17 protein-coding genes are annotated in these 17,838 nt (G+C 73.2%); 11 read left to right on the plus strand and 6 right to left on the minus strand.

Annotated elements, in window-relative coordinates; translation table 11 throughout:
• The first annotated feature begins 57 nt into the window (after window positions 1-57).
• The 3 genes from IH48_RS0122955 (at window position 58) to IH48_RS0122965 (ending at window position 2,966) form a co-directional block, all read left to right on the plus strand.
• The gene (locus IH48_RS0122955) at window positions 58-1,323 is read left to right on the plus strand and encodes an exo-beta-N-acetylmuramidase NamZ domain-containing protein (RefSeq protein ID WP_030907787.1); all 1,266 of its coding nucleotides are present in this window, start codon (window positions 58-60) and stop codon (window positions 1,321-1,323) included.
• Window positions 1,324-1,610: 287 nt separating this feature from the next.
• Window positions 1,611-2,231 carry a hypothetical protein gene (locus IH48_RS0122960; RefSeq protein ID WP_030907789.1) on the plus strand — a complete coding sequence of 207 codons (621 nt, stop codon included), beginning with the start codon at window positions 1,611-1,613 and terminating at the stop codon, window positions 2,229-2,231.
• Window positions 2,232-2,501: 270 nt separating this feature from the next.
• Window positions 2,502-2,966, plus strand: coding sequence for a MaoC family dehydratase (locus tag IH48_RS0122965; RefSeq protein WP_030907790.1), 465 nt, complete (start codon window positions 2,502-2,504; stop codon window positions 2,964-2,966).
• 19 nt (window positions 2,967-2,985) lie between these two features.
• Here the strand turns inward: IH48_RS0122965 and IH48_RS0122970 are convergent, their stop codons facing one another.
• Window positions 2,986-3,957: a NifU family protein gene (locus IH48_RS0122970; protein WP_030907792.1), complete on the minus strand. Its 972-nt coding sequence runs from the start codon at window positions 3,955-3,957 to the stop codon at window positions 2,986-2,988.
• 172 nt (window positions 3,958-4,129) lie between these two features.
• Entirely contained in the window at window positions 4,130-4,771 is a 642-nt protein-coding gene (locus IH48_RS0122975) for a TetR/AcrR family transcriptional regulator (protein ID WP_030907794.1), read from the minus strand.
• A gap of 318 nt (window positions 4,772-5,089) precedes the next feature.
• On the opposite strand from IH48_RS0122975, the gene IH48_RS0122980 reads away from it, so the two are divergent.
• On the plus strand, window positions 5,090-5,719 hold the full coding sequence (locus IH48_RS0122980; RefSeq protein ID WP_030907796.1) for an acetate uptake transporter: 630 nt from the start codon (window positions 5,090-5,092) through the stop codon (window positions 5,717-5,719).
• Between the two features lie 37 nt (window positions 5,720-5,756).
• Here IH48_RS0122980 and IH48_RS0122985 read toward each other — a convergent pair whose 3' ends face one another.
• Entirely contained in the window at window positions 5,757-6,908 is a 1,152-nt protein-coding gene (locus tag IH48_RS0122985; RefSeq protein WP_030907798.1) for an acyl-CoA dehydrogenase family protein, read from the minus strand.
• 73 nt (window positions 6,909-6,981) lie between these two features.
• Here IH48_RS0122985 and IH48_RS0122990 point away from each other — a divergent pair, with 73 nt between their 5' ends.
• Entirely contained in the window at window positions 6,982-7,632 is a 651-nt protein-coding gene (locus IH48_RS0122990; RefSeq protein ID WP_030907799.1) for a TetR/AcrR family transcriptional regulator, read from the plus strand.
• A gap of 32 nt (window positions 7,633-7,664) precedes the next feature.
• On the opposite strand, the gene IH48_RS0122995 is transcribed toward IH48_RS0122990, so the two are convergent.
• Window positions 7,665-8,744: a Zn-dependent alcohol dehydrogenase gene (locus IH48_RS0122995; RefSeq protein ID WP_030907801.1), complete on the minus strand. Its 1,080-nt coding sequence runs from the start codon at window positions 8,742-8,744 to the stop codon at window positions 7,665-7,667.
• A 171-nt stretch (window positions 8,745-8,915) separates the two neighbouring features.
• On the opposite strand from IH48_RS0122995, the gene hmgA reads away from it, so the two are divergent.
• From hmgA to IH48_RS0123010, 3 genes are all read left to right on the plus strand, one after another.
• Window positions 8,916-10,316: a homogentisate 1,2-dioxygenase gene (gene hmgA / locus IH48_RS0123000; RefSeq protein WP_051840375.1), complete on the plus strand. Its 1,401-nt coding sequence runs from the start codon at window positions 8,916-8,918 to the stop codon at window positions 10,314-10,316.
• Entirely contained in the window at window positions 10,313-11,098 is a 786-nt protein-coding gene (locus IH48_RS0123005; protein WP_051840376.1) for a GntR family transcriptional regulator, read from the plus strand. Before hmgA ends, IH48_RS0123005 begins: the two co-directional genes overlap by 4 nt.
• Before the next feature lie 101 nt (window positions 11,099-11,199).
• Window positions 11,200-12,441 (plus strand): type ISP restriction/modification enzyme, encoded by a 1,242-nt coding sequence (locus tag IH48_RS0123010; protein WP_030907806.1) that lies wholly within the window; start codon window positions 11,200-11,202, stop codon window positions 12,439-12,441.
• A gap of 147 nt (window positions 12,442-12,588) precedes the next feature.
• On the opposite strand, the gene IH48_RS0123015 is transcribed toward IH48_RS0123010, so the two are convergent.
• Window positions 12,589-12,852 (minus strand): hypothetical protein, encoded by a 264-nt coding sequence (locus IH48_RS0123015; RefSeq protein ID WP_030907808.1) that lies wholly within the window; start codon window positions 12,850-12,852, stop codon window positions 12,589-12,591.
• A gap of 305 nt (window positions 12,853-13,157) precedes the next feature.
• On the minus strand, window positions 13,158-13,985 hold the full coding sequence (locus IH48_RS0123020) for an SGNH/GDSL hydrolase family protein (RefSeq protein WP_030907810.1): 828 nt from the start codon (window positions 13,983-13,985) through the stop codon (window positions 13,158-13,160).
• 637 nt (window positions 13,986-14,622) lie between these two features.
• On the opposite strand from IH48_RS0123020, the gene IH48_RS0123025 reads away from it, so the two are divergent.
• Genes IH48_RS0123025 through IH48_RS0123035 form a run of 3 tightly spaced genes read left to right on the plus strand, consistent with a single transcriptional unit; the run spans window position 14,623 to window position 17,338 of the window.
• Window positions 14,623-15,507: a glycosyltransferase family 2 protein gene (locus IH48_RS0123025; RefSeq protein ID WP_051840378.1), complete on the plus strand. Its 885-nt coding sequence runs from the start codon at window positions 14,623-14,625 to the stop codon at window positions 15,505-15,507.
• A complete protein-coding gene (locus IH48_RS0123030; protein WP_037842959.1) occupies window positions 15,504-16,514 on the plus strand; it encodes a glycosyltransferase family 2 protein in 1,011 nt (336 codons plus the stop codon). The genes IH48_RS0123025 and IH48_RS0123030 overlap by 4 nt, the downstream gene beginning before the upstream one ends.
• Window positions 16,511-17,338: a polysaccharide deacetylase family protein gene (locus tag IH48_RS0123035; protein WP_030907815.1), complete on the plus strand. Its 828-nt coding sequence runs from the start codon at window positions 16,511-16,513 to the stop codon at window positions 17,336-17,338. Before IH48_RS0123030 ends, IH48_RS0123035 begins: the two co-directional genes overlap by 4 nt.
• Window positions 17,339-17,838 lie beyond the last annotated feature (500 nt).

Here is a 17,838-nt window from a genome sequence, read left to right on the forward strand (position 1 = left end):
ACTACGGTGCGTGGGCACGACACGACTGATCGCTGACGACGTACGGAGGTGGCGGCAATGCATCTGACCCGACGAGGTCTGCTCGCGGCGGGGAGCGCGCTGGGGGCGGCCGGGGCGGTGGCGGCGACGGCGCCCACCGCGGCCGCGCACGGCAGGGGCCGCGCGGGGGCCGGGGGGCGCGTGCGCACCGGTTTCGACCGGCTGAGCGCGGACGGCTACCGGCTGCTGTCGGGCCAGAAGACCGGGATCGTCACCAACCCGACAGGCGTGACCCCGGACGTGCGGCACATCGTCGACGTGATGCACGCGGACGACCGCGTCGACCTCGTCGCCGTCTTCGGTCCTGAGCACGGCTTCCGCGGCACCTCGCAGGCGGGCGGCGGGGAGGGCACCTCGAAGGACCCGGCGACCGGACTGCCCGTCTACGACACGTACCAGGTCAGCGGTCAACCACTGGCCGACGTCTTCACCAAGTCGGGCGTGGACACGGTCGTCTTCGACATCCAGGACGCCGGCGCGCGCTTCTACACGTACATCTGGACGCTCTACGACTGCATGGAGGCGGCAGCGCTCGCCGGCAAGCGGTTCGTGGTGCTCGACCGGCCGAACCCCGTCACCGGACGGCAGGCCACCGGCCCGGTGCTGCACGAGGAGTTCGCCTCCTTCGTGGGCCGCAAGCCCATCTCGCAGCAGCACGGCATGACGGTCGCGGAGCTGGCCGCCCTCTACAACGGCGAGTTCCTCGCCCGCCCCGCCGAGCTGTCCACGGTCACCATGACGGGCTGGCGGCGGTCGATGTACTTCGACGAGACCGGGCTGCCCTGGGTGCTGCCGAGCCCCAACATGCCCACGGCGGACACGGCGCTGGTCTACCCGGGCACCTGCATGTTCGAGGCGACCAACCTGTCCGAGGGGCGCGGCACCACGCGCCCCTTCGAGCTGCTCGGCGCCGAGGGACTCGACAGCGCGTGGGCGAAGGCGGCGTCCGCCGAGAAGCTGCCCGGCGTGTACTTCCGCGAGGCGTACTTCGCGCCGACGTTCTCCAAGTTCACCGGCAAGACCGTGGGCGGCCTGCAACTGCACGTCCACGACAGGGACGCGTTCGACTCGGTGCGCACCGGGATCGCCCTGCTGATCACCGCCAAGCGGGTGTACAAGGACTTCGCCTGGCGGGCGGACAACGACATCGCGACCCTCACCGGGTCCGACCTGGTCGGCACGATGATCGACGCGGGCGCGTCCACGGACCAGGTGGTGGCCGCGTGGCAGAAGGAACTCGACGCGTTCCGCGCGGTGCGGCGCCGTTACCTCGTCTACCGCTGATCCCCACACCGGGCATGACAACAGCCTCTCGGCCGCGCGCCGGATCGCACTACCCGGCGCGCGGCTCGACGGCGGGCGCGTACCACGTGAACGAAGGGGGGAGTTTTCGCACTCCAGTCGTCATACGGATGTAAAGCAGCAGCTCAAGCGGGTAATCACCGGGCAAAAACCAGCGCCGCCGCGTAATCCCCGGATCCGGTCTCTTTTTGATGGAGCCGAATGGGGCAGGCGTACGTCCATTCCACAACGCCGGTTTTCCGGAGATCCACTGACGGAGGTGGCATGTGATGGCCGGATTCAGAAGTCTCGCGAGACAAGTCCGCGACCCGCGCTGCGATCTGGCCTTGCGGCGGTATTCACTGCGCAAGTGCCTGGAACGATTCGCCCCCTACGGGCACCGGGCGACGTGGGACCACCTGTGCGCGAGGCACGGCATAGAGCCCGAGGACCGCTCTCCCGAGCCCGCGAGGCTGATCGCGGCGCTGGACGAACTGGAGGCCGCCCGAGCGGTCTGGCTCGCCTACGAGGGCGACTTCGCCGAGCGGCGCAAGCGCGAGAAGCACGACGGGCTGCGCCGTCCGGGCAGCTTCGACGACTGGCACAGGCTGACCTGGGGCGGCAACGGCGTCGCACGCTGCGACGATCCCGGCCTCCACCCCTCGGGCTCGCTCGCCGAGGTGCTGCGCAGGCTGATCGCGGGCCTGGAGGCCGGACCCGGCGACGCGTGCCCCGTGTGCGGCGCGGTACGCGGCCTCGTCTGGCGCCCCGCCCCCGCGCACGAACAAGGCTCGGGACCCGTGTGCACCGGCTGCGGCATCGTCGTGCCGCGCCCGGTACTGACGTCCGAGGCACTGGACCGGGTGCGGGCCGGGCGCTCCTCCTCCGCCAGGACACTGACCGCCGCCTGACGCACCGCGACACGCGCTTTCCCCTCGCACGGCCGCGGCCTCGCGCCGCCCCCCGCTTCCGCCGAAAACCCCTCACCCCCCTCACCCCCCGACCCTCACCCCCCGTACGCCACGACCTCCGCGCCAGGGCCGCGCCTCAGCGGCCCGGCGCCCGGCGGCAGCCGCGGACCCGTTCGCCTCGTTGACAGGAGCGCTCCGGCGCGACCATCCTGAGCAAGCGCTTGGACACTGGGCGGGGCGCCGCTCAGCACGACGACAGGGAGCCGGGGAATGACCGAGCCGAGGACCTTCACCTCCGTCGAGGAGCTGCGCGCCGGGATCGGCGAGCAGCTCGGGTACAGCGAGTGGGTGGAGGTGGACCAGAAGCGCATCGACCTGTTCGCCGAGGCCACGGGCGACCACCAGTGGATCCATGTGGACCCCGAGCGGGCGGCGGCCGGGCCGTTCGGCACGACGATCGCGCACGGCTACCTGACCCTGTCGCTGCTGCCGATGCTGCTGCCGCAGGTCCTGCGCGTGGAGAACGTGAGGATGGGCATCAACTACGGCACGAACAAGGTGCGCTTCCCCTCCCCCGTACCCGTCGGCTCGCGGCTGCGTGCCACGGGCGTGCTGGCGGATGTCGCCGAGGCGAGCGGCGGCGCGGTCCAGGTGACCGCGCGGGTCACGGTCGAACGCGAGGGCGGCGAGAAGCCGGCGTGCGTGGCGGAGTCCGTCTCCCGCTACTACTTCTGATCCCGGGTCGCCTTCCGCATCACGTCGCGGGCACCGCGACGGCGACGGTCGAGCCGTCGCTGAGTACCGGCAGCGGCTCCAGGTGGAGGCCGTTCTCGTCGAGGCACGCGCCGGCGCCCCGCACGTCGTAGTGCGCGCCGCAGACGGGGCAGCCCAGTGCCGCGTCGCCCGGTGCGCCGCCGAGGTGCCTGGCCAGCACGGCGCCCCGCAGCGGCCGCTCGCACCGCGCGCACAGGTCGCGGAAGGCGAACAGACCGGTGCCGACGCGGCAGCCGACCACCGGCACGCGCCCGACGGTGAGGTGCCGTGTCTCGCCGGGCCCGAGGCCGGCGAACTCGGCGACGGGCCGCCACGAGGAGCCGCCGCCCGCGGGCGTGCCCCTCGCGTACACCCGGGTGAACCGCTGGGAGCCGGCGGGCGCGGCGGGGCCGCCCTCACCGGCCGGGCTCGTGGCGGCCGGGCTCGCACCGGCCGCGTTCGGGGCTCCGGACGGCGCCGCGACGTCGATGGCGGTGACCTCGGGGGCAGCCGCCTGGACCACGCCGCGCACCGCGAGTTCCAGCGTGGCCGGCGCGGAGGGGCAGCCGTCGCAGCGGCCGAGCAGCCGCAGCCGGACCGCGCCTTCGCCGGTGACACCCAGCAGTTCGACACCGCCGCCGTGCGAGGCGAGGTAGGGGCGTACGGCGCCGAGCGCCTGCTCGACACGGGTCTGAACGCCGTACGGGTGCAGGCCGTGCGCCAGCAGCAGGCCGGCGACCGCGTCGTCGTCGGCCAGCGCGGTGAGGATCTCGTCGCTCAGGGCGCCGTGCTCGTGGAGCACGTACAGGAGCCGTTCGAGGCCGTCGCCGTAGAAGCCGGTGACGAGCCCGACCAGTTCCTCGCTGCGCGCGCGTGCCGCGGCCCCGTCCTCGGCGCTCGCGGCGATCAGCGCCTCGACGCGCTGCACGGTCTCGCGCCTGCGGGCCGCCCCGAGGGCGGCTTGTACGGGCATCGCGTTCGCCTCCCCGGGCCGGCGGCCCCGCTCCGGGGCATCACTCGGCCCGCTCGCGCACCGGGGCGTGGTGTCGTCCCCATTGCTACCACCCACCGTCCGCCGAAACGGTTCGGCAACGCGGGCGGCCGCGGTTTTCACGCGAGCCGCGCAGCCGCGGGCCCCGGCGGCGTCAGGCCCGCGCGCCCACCATCCGCAGCACGAGGTCGGCGTAGAGGTCGCCGACCTCGTCCGGCGACCTGCGCCCCGCCTCGTCGAACCACCGCGCGACGTCGACGCAGAGGGAGAGCACCGCCAGCGTGGTGCCGCCGACGTCGGGCACGTCGAACTCGCCGTCCCGCACGCCGTCCTCCAGGATCCTGCGCACCACCGCGTCGCTCTGCCGCCGCAATTCGAGGATCTCGGGACGGTGTTCGGGTCCGAGGGCGTCGAGTTCGTACTGGACCACCCGTGCGGTGGTGTGTTGTTCCGCGTGCCAGCGGACGAAGGAGCGCACGACGTCCGCCAGACGCTCCGCCGAGGTGCCACCGCCCGACTCGGCCTTGCGCAGGACGTCCAGGGCGCGGTCGTGGCCGATCCTGCTGATCCGGTGCAGCAGTTCTTCCTTGGTCTTGTAGTGGATGTAGAGGGCGGCGGGGCTCATCCCGGCGCGACCCGCGATGTCCCGCGTGGTGGTGGCGTGGTACCCGCGCTCGGCGAACGCCTCGACGGCCGCGACCAGCAGCCTCCTGGCGGCCTCGGGAGAGACCTCGGCCCAGGCCGTGGTCGCGCCGCGGCGGCCGTCGTCGTCGCCGACCGGTTCGGCCGTACGCATGGTTCGCCCCTTCCGTCCGGTGCTGTGCTGCCGCAGGGCAGGACGAACACCATACCGCGAAGGTGAGCAAGCGCTTAGAAGCGCTCGGGCGAGCCTTCGTTCGAACCGGTAATCGAAGGTGCAACGAAAGGTGCGCAGCTCCTTGACCCCCTCATGACACGAGGCCAAGATGATGTTCCCCCACACGGAGCGCAGCGCCGACCACGGACCGTTCCGACGCCACACCACACCCGGGGCCGGTACTTTCGCGGCGGGGCACCGCCGCCGGCGGCGCGCGCCGGAGGTCCGTCAGGCGCATCTCGCGGAGAGGATCCACCCGTGGCATCAGCAAATCCCAAGACCGCGGCCGGCGACGCCCGGCCGCCCGCCCCACCCGCGTCCACAGAAACCATCGCGGATCCCGGCGCCCTCGGGCTCGCCGGATTCGCGATGACCACCTTCGTCCTGAGCGCCTTCAACGCCGGGCTGCTCAGCGACACGCTGGAGACCGTGGTGCTCCCGCTCGCCCTCTTCTACGGAGGGATCGCCCAACTCCTCGCCGGAATGTGGGAGTTCCGCAGGGCCAATACCTTCGCCGCCACCGCGTTCAGCTCGTACGGCGCGTTCTGGCTCGGGTTCGCCTACTACATCTCCCATGTCGCGCCGAAGCTCCCGGCCGCCCACGCCTACCAGGCGACCGGTCTTTTCCTGCTCGCCTGGGCCATCTTCACGACCTACATGATCATCCCCGCGCTGCGCACCAGCGGGGCGGTGCTCGCCGTGATCGTGCTGCTGGCCATCACGTACATCCTGCTCACCATCGGCGCGTTCGCCCAGTCGACGGGCATCGACAAGGTCGGCGGCTGGGTGGGCTTCGTCACCGCGGTAGTGGCCTGGTACGCGTCGTGTGCGAGCGCCGCGAACAGCACGTGGAAGAGGACCGTACTGCCGGTGTTCCCGCTCGGCTGACCCACGTCGGGGCGGGTGCCCCCGCCCCGACGCACCGTCAGAAGGCGGAGACGCCGGTGAGCGCGCGGCCGATGATGAGCTTCTGGATCTGGCTCGTGCCCTCGTAGAGCGTCATCACCCGCGCGTCCCGCAGCAGCTTGCCGACGGGATACTCGTCGATGTAGCCGTAGCCGCCGAAGACCTGGACGGCGTTGTTCGCCGCGCGCACCGCCGCCTCGGAGGCGAACAGCTTCGCCTTGGACGCGGCCGTGGCGAACTCCTCGCCGCGGTCGACGAGGTCGGCCACCCGCCAGGTCAGCAGCCGCGCCGCGTCGACGTCCACGGCGATGTCGCTGATGAGCTCCTGGACCAGCTGGTAGTGGGCGATCGTGGAGCCGAACTGCTCGCGCTCGCCGGCGTACCCGACGGCCGCGTCGAGCGCGGCCTGCGCGATGCCGACGCTGCCGGCCGCGACCGCCATCCGCCCCTTCGCCAGCGCGGACATGGCGATCGAGAACCCCTTGCCCTCGGGCCCCAGCAGCGCGCTCGACGGCACCCGTACCCCGTCGAAGGCCAGTTCCGCGGTGGCCTGGCCGCGCAGCCCGAGCTTGCCGTGCAGGGTGCGGCGGGTGAGCCCGGGCGTGTCGGTGGGGACGAGGAAGGCCGAGACGCCGCGGTGGCCCGGCGCGTCGTTGGTGCGGGCGAACAGCAGGACCATGTCGGCCCAGGTTCCGTTGGTGATGAACATCTTCGATCCGTCGATGACCCAGTCCCCGCCGTCGCGCACCGCGCGGGTGGCGAGGTTGCCGGCGTCCGAGCCGGTGCCGGGCTCGGTGAGGCCGAAGCAGCCGATGGCCTCGCCCGAGGTGATCCGCGGCAGCCAGGCACGCTTCTGCTCCTCGTCGCCCCAGGCCAGGATCGTCTTGCCGACCAGGCCGAGCGAGACGGAGACGATGCCGCGCACCGACGAGTCGCCGCGCCCCAGCTCCTCCGTGACCAGGCAGTACATCAGGTGGTCGCCGTCCGAGCCGCCGTACTCGGCGGGCACGGTCATGCCCAGCAGGCCGAGCGCGCCGAGCTTGCCGACGAGGGAGCGGTCGACGCTCTCCGCACGATCCCACTCCACGACGTGGGGAGCGATCTCGCGGGCCACGAAATCCCGCGCGAGCGCGCGTACGTCGGACTGCTCCTCGCTCAGCTCCATGTCCATGGCGGACGGCTCCTCGCTCCCGGGTTTAATTAGCACTGCTAGTTTATGGCTGCCGGGCCCTACTATGTGCGCCATGGCCCGCCCGCGCAAGCCCATGCTGAGCAGAGAACGCATCGTCGCGGCGGCGGGCGTGCTCGTGGACGCCGAGGGCCTGGAGGCGGTGTCCACCCGGCGGCTCGCCGCGCAGCTCGGCGTGAGCGGGCCTTCGCTGTACAACCACTTCCGCACCAAGGACGCGATCCTGGAGGCGGTGGCCGACGCGGTGAGCAGCCAGGTCGACCTGTCGATGTTCGACGAGGGCGACGCCAGGGACTGGCGCACCGCGCTGCACGACTGGGCGGTGTCCTACCGCGCGGCGCTCGCCGACCACCCGCGCCTCGTGCCGGTGCTGGCCCGCGGCCCCGGGCGCCGCCCCGCGGGACTCAGGGTGGCCGACGCGGTCTTCGGCGCGATGGTCAGGGCGGGATGGCCGCCCGCGCAGGCGACCAGGATCGGCGCGCTGATGCGGTACTTCATCACGGGCTCGGCGCTGTCCTCGTTCGCCCAGGGCTTCGTCGACGACGCCGCTGCCTACGACCCGCGGGAGTACCCGCACCTCGGACAGGCGCACCTGCTCGCCGAGCACCGGCAGCGCGTGGACGAGGGCGCGTTCGAGACCGGGCTGCGCGCCCTGATCGACGGGCTCGCCCTGGAGTACGAGCGGCAACGCGGCGGGGCGCCGTAGCACGCGCGACGGCACGCCCCTGACAGGACGCGTCAGAACAGCACGAGCGCGCGGCCGCCGCGTCCCGCCGGCATCGCGTCAAGCGCCGCGGGCACGTCGTCGAGGCCGATGCGGTCCGTGACCATGAGGCCGAGGTCGAAGCGGCCCGCCGTGATGTGTCCGCCGATCACCGGCAGGTCCCTGACCGGGTCGCTGTTGCCGTAGACGCAGCCCGCCAGGGTGCGGCCCCAGGTGAAGATCTCCAGCGAGTTGAACGTGACCTGCTGGTCCTTGCCTCCGATGCCGACGACGGTCGTGCGCCCGCCGCGCCGCGTCGAGCCCCAGGCCGTGCGGATGGTGTCGCCTCGGCCCACGCAGTCGATCGCGACGTCCGCGCCCCGCCCGCCGGTCAGCTTCCTGATCTCCTTGGCCGTGGTGTCCGAGGCCACGACGTACGAGGTGGCGCCCGCGGCGCGCGCGAGGTCCTCCTTGTGGGGCGAGACGTCGACCGCGACGACCTCGGCCGCACCCGCGATCCTGGCGGCCTGGAGCACCGCGAGGCCCACCCCACCGATGCCGAGGACCGCGACGCTCTCGCCCGCCCGCACCCGGGCCGCGTTGTGCACGGCGCCGTAGCCGGTGAGCACGGCGCAGCCGAGCAGGGCGGCGTCGGTGAGCGGGACGCCGGGCGGCAGCGGCAGCACGCAGTTCGCCGCGACGACCGTCTCCTGCGCGAACGCCGCCACGTTCAGGCCGGGGTGCAGCGGCGTGCCGTCCGACGCCGTGGCGTACACGGCCGACGCGCCGGCCAGCGCGTTGGCGCACAGCCAGACCTCCCCGTCCGCGCACGCCGGGCAGGCACCGCAGGACGGCGCCCAGTTGAGCACCACCTCGTCGCCCACGGCCGGCTGTCCGACGCCCTCGCCCACCGCGACCACCGTGCCCGCGCCCTCGTGGCCGAGCACGGCCGGCACGGGGACCCGCATGGTCCCGTCGGCCAGCGAGAGGTCGGAGTGGCAGACGCCCGCCGCGGCGAGGCGGACACGCACCTGCCCGGGTCCGGGCGCCGGCAGGTCGATGTCGTCGATCCGCAGCGGTGCTCCCACCGCGGGCAGGACGGCGGCGCGGGTCATGGGGCATGCCTCCTCGTCGGGGGTCCGCGGCCCGTGGCCGCGTATGACTCGTCCGAAGGTACCCGCGGGTACGGCCGGTGCCCAGGGCCGTTGACGGGTCCAATCCTCTGGTGAACCATAGGATTCACGGACAGGTACCGAGCACGATCCGATCCTCACGAGGGAGTGGCGATGAGCGGGAGCGGCGGCACGGCGGGCGCGGGCAGCGCGGGGCAGGCAGCGGGCGGCGGCGAGGCGACGGGCACGGACGCGGTCGAGCGGGCCAGGAAGGCCGCGGGCGGCCTCGCCGGGCTCTCCGGATTCGGCAACGAGCACAGCTCGGAGGCGGTGCCGGGCGCCCTGCCGAGCGGGCGCAACGCGCCGCAGCGCGCGCCGCTCGGCCTGTACGCGGAGCAGCTGAGCGGCACGGCGTTCACCGAGCCGCGCGCCCACAACCACCGCTCCTGGCTCTACCGGATCCGACCGTCGGCCGCGCACCCCGCGTACCGCAGGATCGGCAACGGCACCCTGCGCGGCGCCCCCTTCACCGAGACGGAGCCCGACCCCAACCGGCGGCGCTGGGACCCCCTGCCCGAGCCGGCGCCGGGCACCGACTTCCTGGCGGGCCTCTGGACGCTGGGCGGCAACGGCGACGCGACGCAGCGTGTCGGCATGGCGATTCACCTCTATGCCGCCAACGCGCCCATGCAGGACACGGTGTTCGGCAACGCCGACGGCGAGCTGCTGATCGTCCCCGAGGACGGGGGGCTGCTGCTGCGCACCGAGTTCGGGCTGCTGGCGGCGCGCCCCGGCGAGGTCGCGCTCGTCCCGCGCGGCGTCAGATTCCGCGTCGAGCCGCTCGACACGGCGGTCAGGGGCTACGTGTGCGAGAACTACGGCCGCCCCTTCGAGCTGCCCGAGCTCGGCCCGATCGGCGCCAACGGGCTCGCGAACGCACGGGACTTCACGGCGCCGGTGGCGGCGTACGAGGACGTCGAGCGCCCCGTGCGCGTGGTGCACAAGTTCTGCGGGAACCTGTGGGCCGCCGAGTACGACCACTCGCCGCTCGACGTGGTCGCGTGGCACGGCAACCACGTGCCGTACGTCTACGACCTGCGGCGCTTCAACGTGATCGGCTCGATCAGCTACGACCACCCGGACCCGTCGATCTTCACGGTGCTCACCTCACCGTCCGACACCCCAGGACTCGCGGGCGTCGACTTCGTGGTGTTCGCACCGCGCTGGCTGGTGGGTGAGGACACGTTCAGGCCGCCCTACTTCCACCGCAACGTCATGAGCGAGTACATGGGCCTGGTGCAGGGCGCGTACGACGCGAAGCAGGCGGGCAAGGGCGGTTTCGTGCCGGGCGGCGGCTCGCTGCACAACATGATGTCGGCGCACGGGCCCGACCGCACGACCTACGAGCGTGCCAGCACCGCCGAGTTGAAGCCGCAGAAGGTCGACGACGGCCTGGCGTTCATGTTCGAGACCCGGTGGCCGGTCACGGCCACGGCGCAGGCGGCCGGCGCCTCCCACCTGCAGCCGGACTACGACCGGGTGTGGCAGGGCCTGGAGCGCCACTTCCGGGCATGAGCGGCGGCGCGGGGGCCCCGGCGGGCGACGCCGGGGCCGGCGCGTTCGCGCCCGACTCGCTCATCCTCAACCGCAAGCTCCCGCTCTGGTACCAGGTGTCCCAGTCGCTGCGCGCCTCGATACTCGGCCGCCATCCCGGCGACCCCCTGCGGCTGCCCACCGAGGAGCGCCTCGCCGCGCACTACGGCGTCGGCGTCCTCACGATGCGCCAGGCGCTCGGCGAGCTGGAGGGCGAGGGCCTGATCAGCAGGCACCGGCGGCGCGGCACGTTCATAGAGCCCGGGGCGCGCCGCAGCGCGCCCCGGCGCCTGCTGGGCTCGGTCGACGCGGTCGTCGCGCAGCAGTCGGGCGACGTGACGACGGTACTCGGCCACGGCCCGGCAAAAGTCACCGGCGAATTGGCCGAATACTTTCCCGATCTGGCCGAGATCATGTCGTACACCCGGCTGCGCCGCGACCGGGCCAGTGACGAGCCCGTGAGCTGGGCGGAGAACGCGGTACGCCCGGACGTCGCCGCGCGCCTCGACGCGGCCGACCTGGAGGACGCTCCGATGACCAAGGTGCTGCGCGACGTCGCGGGGGTCGCCATCGGCAGGATCACGGACACCGTTCGCGCCACCCTGGCCGACCCGGTGACCGCGGAACTGCTCGGCGTTCCGCTGCTCAGCCCGATCCTCCACTACACCGGCGTGACGCACGACGAGGCGGGCAGGGTGGTGGACGTCGCCAGGATCCGTTACCGCGGCGACAAGTTCTCGTTCTCGGTCACCGTGGAGGCATGACGGCCGGGAGGCATCCGGGGTCGTTACGAGCTGGTGCACGATCGTGCACCGTCTCGTTAGGCTTCCCGGCGGGATCGCCGACCGATCAGGAGGGGGTACGGGTGGCCGACACGTCAGGCGCGCCCACCGGCGCGACCGCCGGGGCTCCGCAACTCGCCGACCTCATGCCCTGGTCCGTGGCGCCGCTGCGGCTCGGCAGGACGTGGGTCCTGGCGCCCGACGCGGCGTCGCTCGCGGCCCGCTGGGAACGGCTCGTGCGCGCGGAGGGCGCCGAGCGCGACGCGCTGTTCTCCCCGTCCCGCGCACGCACCCAGCACACGCCCGTCGCCGCGCTGCCCGGCGGCGCACCCTCCACGGCGCGCTTCGCCCGGGAGGACGACCGCTGCCCGCCGCCGCTGCGCGTCGCACACGGCCCCTTCGACGAGCAGTGGCTGATCCCCGATCACCGGCTGATAGACGTGGCGCGCCCGGAGTTGTGGCGGGTCGCCGACCAGCACCAGGTGTTCGCCGTCGAGCAGGGGCACGTGCCGGGGGACGACGGCCCGGCGCTGCTGGTGTCGGCAGCGCTGCCGGACGGCCGCTCCCCCGCGAGGCGGCCGGGCCGTATCCGCCCGCTGTACCGCAGGCCGGGCGGCACGGAGCCGAACATCACGCCCGGGCTCACGGCGCTGCTCTCCGCGCGCCACGGGCGCGACGTCGGCGCGTACGAGGTGCTCGCCTGGGCGCTGGCTGCGGCGCGTACCACGCCGCGCGGCTGCGCCGTGCCGCTGCCGGCCGACACCGCGCTGTGGGAACGCGGCGTGGAACTGGGCGCCGAGCTTGCGCGGATACAGACGCGCGGCACGCGCGGCGGCGAGCGGCCCAGGCTGCCCGGCGGGCGGCGCCCCTATGTGCGGGCAGCGCTTCCCGCACGCCCCGGTGGCCTGTCCTACACGCCCGATGACGAGACGCTCCACGTGGGCGGCGCGGGCAGGATCTCGCCCGTCCCCGAGGGCGCGTGGGCGTACAGGGCGGGCGGCGTCCGGGTGCTGGAGCTGTGGTTCGACCGGCGCACGGCACGCGGTGAACCGGGCACGCTGGACGCGATCGTGCCCGCGGCGTGGCCCCAGGCGTTCACGTCGGAGCTGCTCGAACTGATCACGGTCCTCGCGCTGCTCGCGGATCTCGCGCCCCGCCAGGAGGCGCTGCGCGCCGAACTCGGGGCCGACCGGGCGCGCACCACGATCGGCAGGGCCGAGCTGCGGGCGGCGGGCGTGCTGCCGACGCCTGCCGCGGCGCAGCGCCCCGCGTCGGTGCTCGACCACCACGAAGAGGGCCCGGACGGGCAGTTCGCCCTCATCTGAGCCAAGGCGTCCCGAGCCAGGGCCGTACGGCGCCGTGCGGGCCCGTACGCCGCCGGGTGGGTGGGGAGGCGGCGGACAAGGGTGACGCGGCGCGGCTGACGGGCCGTCGGGACGACCGGCCGGGACCGGGCGGTGGGCCCGGGCCGGTCAGCGGCGGTTGCCGAACAGGGAGCGGCGCAGCCGCCTGAGGGGGGCGAACAGCGAGACCATGGCGCCCTTGCGGGTACGCGTCCGCGTCTCGTCGCGCGAGGTGAGCTCGCGCATCAGCAACGTCGCCTCCGCCGACTCGCGCGGAGGCACGGCAGGACCGCCGAGTACCGCGAGGTGCCGGTCGAGACGCGAGCTCGTCGCGCTCGTCCCGCACGTGATCGCAGGGACTCGCGCCCTGCTGTGCGCCGTTATCTGCTTCATCTCACTCCCCACCCGTACGACTGGGCCCGGCCCCGGGCACATTAACCCTATCGCTACACCGTGACACCCGTGTATCCCGTCTCAGGCACCAAGCACACCCGTACGAGTTGGGTCGATGATCGTTCTGTACCGGCTATTTCAGGGCGAGTTGGACAGATCGGCCGCCAACTCGGGGCGGGATGTCCGGTTCATGGGATTACGCGCGAGATCGCGCCCTCAGAGGACCGCGGGGGCACGTTTCCGCCCGCGCGCCCGTCGGCGGCTGCGGCGGGCGGGCGGGCGGGCGGTCCGGAGACGCGCGGGCGTCAGGACGCGGCGGAGGTGAGGACCGGCAGGTAGCCGCCGGACTGGCCGGCCGCCGTCGGGTGGTACGACTCGCTGATGTGCAGGATGTTCACGCTGTGCAGCCATGAGGTGCCCGAGGAGCAGATCTCGTGGCCGGCGAACCTCTGGGTGACGTCGCCGAAGGTGAAGCCGTGGTCGGCGGCGCGCTTGGCCGTCACGGCGTTGAGGTGGTCGGCCGCGTCGTTGATGGCGGAGCGCTCGGTCTCGCTGAGGCCGACGATGCAGGAGCCGTTCAGCTCGTAGAAGCGCGGATAGCCGAGGACGACGACATGGGCGCCGGGCGCCTTGGCGCGGATGGCGTCGTAGAGGCTGTCGAGAGAGCCTGGAAGCGTCTTGTCGATATAGCTGTTGGCAGTGGCGAGGTCGCTGAGGCAGGTCGACTCGGACTTGAGCACGCACGCCGTCATGACGTCGGAGAATCCCGCGTCGTTGCCGCCGATGGTGATCGAGACGAGATCGGTCGCAGAGGACAGCGACGAGAGCTGGCTCGCCTTGACGTCACCCGTACGAGCACCGGAGCAGGCGGCGAAGGTGAACGTGGCGGGCGCGTGCGCGGCCGCCCAGAGGGCGGGGTAGGCGCGCGGGGTGCGCTTGCAGTCGCCGCTCGCACTGTCGTAGTCGCCGGAGCCGAGGCCGGAGGAGTACGAGTCGCCGAGCGCCACGTAGTCGACGCCGGCGGCGGCGTGCGCGGCGGCCGCCCCGGTGAGGGCCAGGGTCACTCCGAGTGCGAGCGAGGTGGCGAGGGCCGCGAGTCTGGAACGCGTACGCCGTGTGGTGGGACGTTGCATGAGACCTCCCGTAGCAGTTTTCTGCTGCCGCTCAGCGGTGTGCCGCCGTCAACGTTGGTACCAGCAGAGCCGCTTCACCGGTAGTGGACATGACAGGATTGTTACCGACGGGTACCGAAGACGTCGGCGCCGCGGATACCCGTACCGTAGATAGCGGACGCCCCTCCACTGCGCAGAAACGCTGGTGACTTCGATGCGCGTGGGGCGGAAGAAAACCTCTGGGACGAAATGGATGATCGAAGTCGACCGCCTCTTTGCGTAATCGACCGTCGAAGAACGGCCAATGTACGGAAAAGGCCAGCCACTCTCCGGGTCTTGCCATACAGTCCCTTTCGTCAATACCGTCGTACATCCACCCGCATCGGTTCTTGATGTACACCGGCCCAAGGGGAGGGCTCAGAAGCCGGAAAAGGACCGGAGCGGGGCGCGGTAGGGGGGTGCCGTGCTCGGTTGTCCTCGGGCAGTCCTGTCCGCGGGCAGGGCCGAGTCATGGGCCGCGCGCGGGAGGTAACACCAGCTCAGCACGGTGCACGGAGCTCGCTTCCGCATGCCCTGGCTGAGAACCCCCCTTTCGAACCGGTAACTCAGCCGGACCGCCCGGGGGTGGGCGGTCCGCCGGACGAGAGGGAAATGACTCGTGAGCTCCATTCTGCGCCCGGCCGCCTCGGGCCTCGATCGGTTAACTTCTCCCCGCCGCGAGGCACGGGAGTATCTGCCGATCTCGTCCCATCTCGCCATAGCCCCGCCCGTCAGCGTGGTCATCCCGGCCATGAACGAGGCGGAGAACCTTCCGTACGTGTTCAAGACGCTGCCCGACTGGATTCACGAAGTCGTGCTCGTGGACGGCAATTCCACTGACGGCACGGTCGACGTGGCGAGACGCCTGCGGCCGGACGTCAAGGTCGTTCAGCAGCGCGGCAGAGGCAAGGGGGACGCCCTGATCAGCGGCTTCGCCGCGTGTACCGGGGACATCATCGTGATGGTGGACGCGGACGGCTCGGCCGACGGCCAGGAGATCGTCAGCTATGTCTCGGCGCTCGTCTCCGGCGCGGACTTCGCCAAGGGCTCGCGCTTCGCCAACGGCGGCGGCACCGACGACATGACGTTCGTCCGCAAGCTCGGCAACCGCGTCCTGTGCGCCACGGTGAACGCCAAGTTCGGGGCGAGGTACACCGACCTCTGCTACGGGTACAACGCGTTCTGGCGCCACTGCCTGGACGCCATCACGCTGGACTGCACGGGCTTCGAGGTCGAGACCCTGATGAACATACGGGTCGTCAAGGCAGGCCTCAGGGTGCAGGAGATACCGAGCCACGAGTACGACCGCATCCACGGGGTCAGCAACCTGAGCGCGGTCAGGGACGGGTTGAGGGTGCTCAAGGTGATACTCAAGGAGAAGGGCGTACCGCGCTCAGGGCGCCGCTGGACGGGCCGCCCCGGCGCGTTCGGCAGGGTGGCGCTCGGCGAGGCCTCCCCCGGCGAAGCACGGCTCGGCGAGGCTCCCGTCGGGGAGGCCCGGTGAGCCGACGCTCCTGCTCGGTGGTGATCTGCGTCTACACCGAGGAGCGGTGGGCCGACATCCTCGCGGCGGTCGACTCGGTACGCGCACAGGACCCGGCACCGCTGGAGACCGTGCTCGTGGTCGACCACAACGAGGCGCTGCGGGCGCGGCTGACCGCCGCGTTCGCGGCGGCCGGCGGGGTGCGGGTGCTCGCGAACGCGGGCCCCCGCGGCCTGTCCGCCGGGCGCAACACCGGTGTGGCGGCGGCACGCGGCGAGGTCATCGCCTTCCTCGATGACGACGCCGTGGCCCAGCCCGGCTGGCTGCGCCACTTCGACGAGGCGTTCGACGACCCCCGGGTGCTCGCGGTCGGCGGCCGTACCCTGCCGGCCTGGGCGTCGGGGCGGCGCCCGGCCTGGTTCCCCGAGGAGTTCGACTGGGTCGTCGGCTGCACCTACCGCGGGCTGCCGGCGGGCCGGGTGCGGGTGCGCAACGTGCTCGGCGGCAACGCGTCGTTCCGGCGCTCGGCGTTCGACGCGGCCGGCGGGTTCGCGACGGGCATCGGGCGCGACGGGGACCGGCGGCCCCTCGGGTGCGAGGAGACCGAGCTGTGCATCCGCCTCGCGCGCGCGGTGCCGGGCGCGGTGGTGCTCATCGACGACAGGGCCGTCATCCACCACAAGGTGCCTCCCGCGAGGGAGCGGTTCGGCTACTTCCGCACGCGCGCGTACGCGGAAGGGCTGTCCAAGGCGCTCGTCGCACGGAGCGTCGGGGCGGGCAAGGGCCTGGAGTCGGAGCGCCGCTACGCGACGCGCGTCCTGCCGGCCGGGATCGTACGGGGCCTGCGCGACGCGACGCTCCTGCGGCCCGGCGGCGCCGCCAGGGCGGCGGCGATCGTCGTGGGCGTGCTGACGACGGCGGGCGGCTACGCGGTGGGCCGGGCACGCACGCGCGGCGGCGCCGTCGCGTTCTCGTCGGGCCCGATCGCGCCCTTGGCGCCCGCGCCCGACGGGGCGGAGGCGGCATGAGGACCACGACGGCGGGCACGGGCCCCGTCCCGATCCTGATGTACCACGCGATCGCGCGGACGCCGTCACCCGCGACCCGCGCGCTGTCGGTCGCGCCTGAGGCGTTCGCCGCGCAGATGGCGCTGCTCAGGGAGCGCGGCCGCACGCCGCTGACGACGGCGGCGCTCGGCGAGGCGTGGCGCCGCGGCGGCGCGCTGCCGCCGCGCCCCGTGCTGATCACCTTCGACGACGGGTACGAGGGCGTGCACCGGCACGCCCTGCCGGTCCTCGCCGCGCACGGCTTCACCGCGACGGTGTTCGTGTCGACGGGATGGCTGCGCGACGGGCGGGGGGCGGGCAGCGGCGCGCCCGGCACCATGCTCGACTGGGACCAGGTGCGCGAACTGGCCTCGGCGGGCCTGGAGATCGGCGGCCACAGCCACACGCACCCGCAACTCGACCAGCTCGGCGAGCGGCGGCTGCGCACGGAGATCGAGCGGTGCCGCACGATCACGGCGGAGGAGACGGGCACGCCGCCCGTGTCGTTCGCGTACCCCTTCGGCTACTCGGACCGCCGGGTGCGGCGAGCGGTGCGGGAGGCGGGTTTCGCCCAGTCACTCGCGGTGCGCAACGCGCAGGCCGTCCGCGAGCAGGGCCCTTACGCCCTGGCCCGGCTGACGGTACGCCGCAGGACGGGCATCGAGGAGTTCGGCCGGCTGATCGACGGGGTGGGCGTCGCCCGGGCGTTCGCCGTGGACCGCGCGCTGACGAAGGGATACGCGGCGGTGCGCAGAGCGCGAGCGGCGACACGCACGCTCACCGCGGCGGGCGCGGCCCGCCACTGACGCGCGCCCGGCGCGCACCGGGCGGGCAACCGGCCGAAACGGCCCCGGGGCCCGCCCGACGTCGGGCGCCGACGGCTCCGGGCCCGGGGCCCGGAACCCGGGTCCTGCCGGCCTCACGGCGCCGGAGGCGGGACCGTCCGGAGGAGTACTGCCCGGAGCGCATCGGCTGCCCGCGCCTGGGCGCGAGTCGGCTCCCGCCGCCCGGCCGGGCCCGCGCGGGGGCCGGCCGCCGCGGCGCCCACACGGCACAGACGCCCGCCGGTCCCGGACAGCCGCAGGGCCCGAAACCCGGAGACCGGTGGCCCGCTGGTCGCCCCGTCATGCGCTGGCGACCGGATCATCCCGGCACCCGCAGAGGTCAGGAGGAGGCCACGCCGAGCAGCCTGCCCGGCCGACGCAGCGGGCAGAAGCCAGGGCGCCCGGGCACGTCGGCTGCCCGCGGGGCCGCGAGTCGGTCACCGCCGCCGGACGGGCAGCCGGCCACTGGGGCCGGGTCGCCC

Origin of the sequence: Streptomyces sp. NRRL F-5126 (assembly GCF_000721265.1) — a bacterium.
In the GTDB taxonomy this organism is placed as follows: Bacteria; Actinomycetota; Actinomycetes; order Streptomycetales; family Streptomycetaceae; genus Streptomyces.

Excerpts from the sequence above, each read along its gene's own strand:
- IH48_RS0123035 (WP_030907815.1), top strand. The coding sequence starts at position 16,511 with ATGAGGACCACGACGGCGGGCACGGGCCCCGTCCCGATCCTGATGTAC.
- IH48_RS0122995 (WP_030907801.1), bottom strand. The coding sequence starts at position 8,744 with ATGACCCGCGCCGCCGTCCTGCCCGCGGTGGGAGCACCGCTGCGGATC.
- IH48_RS0123020 (WP_030907810.1), bottom strand. The coding sequence starts at position 13,985 with ATGCAACGTCCCACCACACGGCGTACGCGTTCCAGACTCGCGGCCCTC.
- hmgA (WP_051840375.1), top strand. The coding sequence starts at position 8,916 with ATGAGCGGGAGCGGCGGCACGGCGGGCGCGGGCAGCGCGGGGCAGGCA.
- IH48_RS0123005 (WP_051840376.1), top strand. The coding sequence starts at position 10,313 with ATGAGCGGCGGCGCGGGGGCCCCGGCGGGCGACGCCGGGGCCGGCGCG.
- IH48_RS0122965 (WP_030907790.1), top strand. The coding sequence starts at position 2,502 with ATGACCGAGCCGAGGACCTTCACCTCCGTCGAGGAGCTGCGCGCCGGG.
- IH48_RS0123015 (WP_030907808.1), bottom strand. The coding sequence starts at position 12,852 with ATGAAGCAGATAACGGCGCACAGCAGGGCGCGAGTCCCTGCGATCACG.
- IH48_RS0122990 (WP_030907799.1), top strand. The coding sequence starts at position 6,982 with ATGGCCCGCCCGCGCAAGCCCATGCTGAGCAGAGAACGCATCGTCGCG.
- IH48_RS0122970 (WP_030907792.1), bottom strand. The coding sequence starts at position 3,957 with ATGCCCGTACAAGCCGCCCTCGGGGCGGCCCGCAGGCGCGAGACCGTG.
- IH48_RS0122955 (WP_030907787.1), top strand. The coding sequence starts at position 58 with ATGCATCTGACCCGACGAGGTCTGCTCGCGGCGGGGAGCGCGCTGGGG.
- IH48_RS0122960 (WP_030907789.1), top strand. The coding sequence starts at position 1,611 with ATGGCCGGATTCAGAAGTCTCGCGAGACAAGTCCGCGACCCGCGCTGC.
- IH48_RS0122985 (WP_030907798.1), bottom strand. The coding sequence starts at position 6,908 with ATGGACATGGAGCTGAGCGAGGAGCAGTCCGACGTACGCGCGCTCGCG.
- IH48_RS0122975 (WP_030907794.1), bottom strand. The coding sequence starts at position 4,771 with ATGCGTACGGCCGAACCGGTCGGCGACGACGACGGCCGCCGCGGCGCG.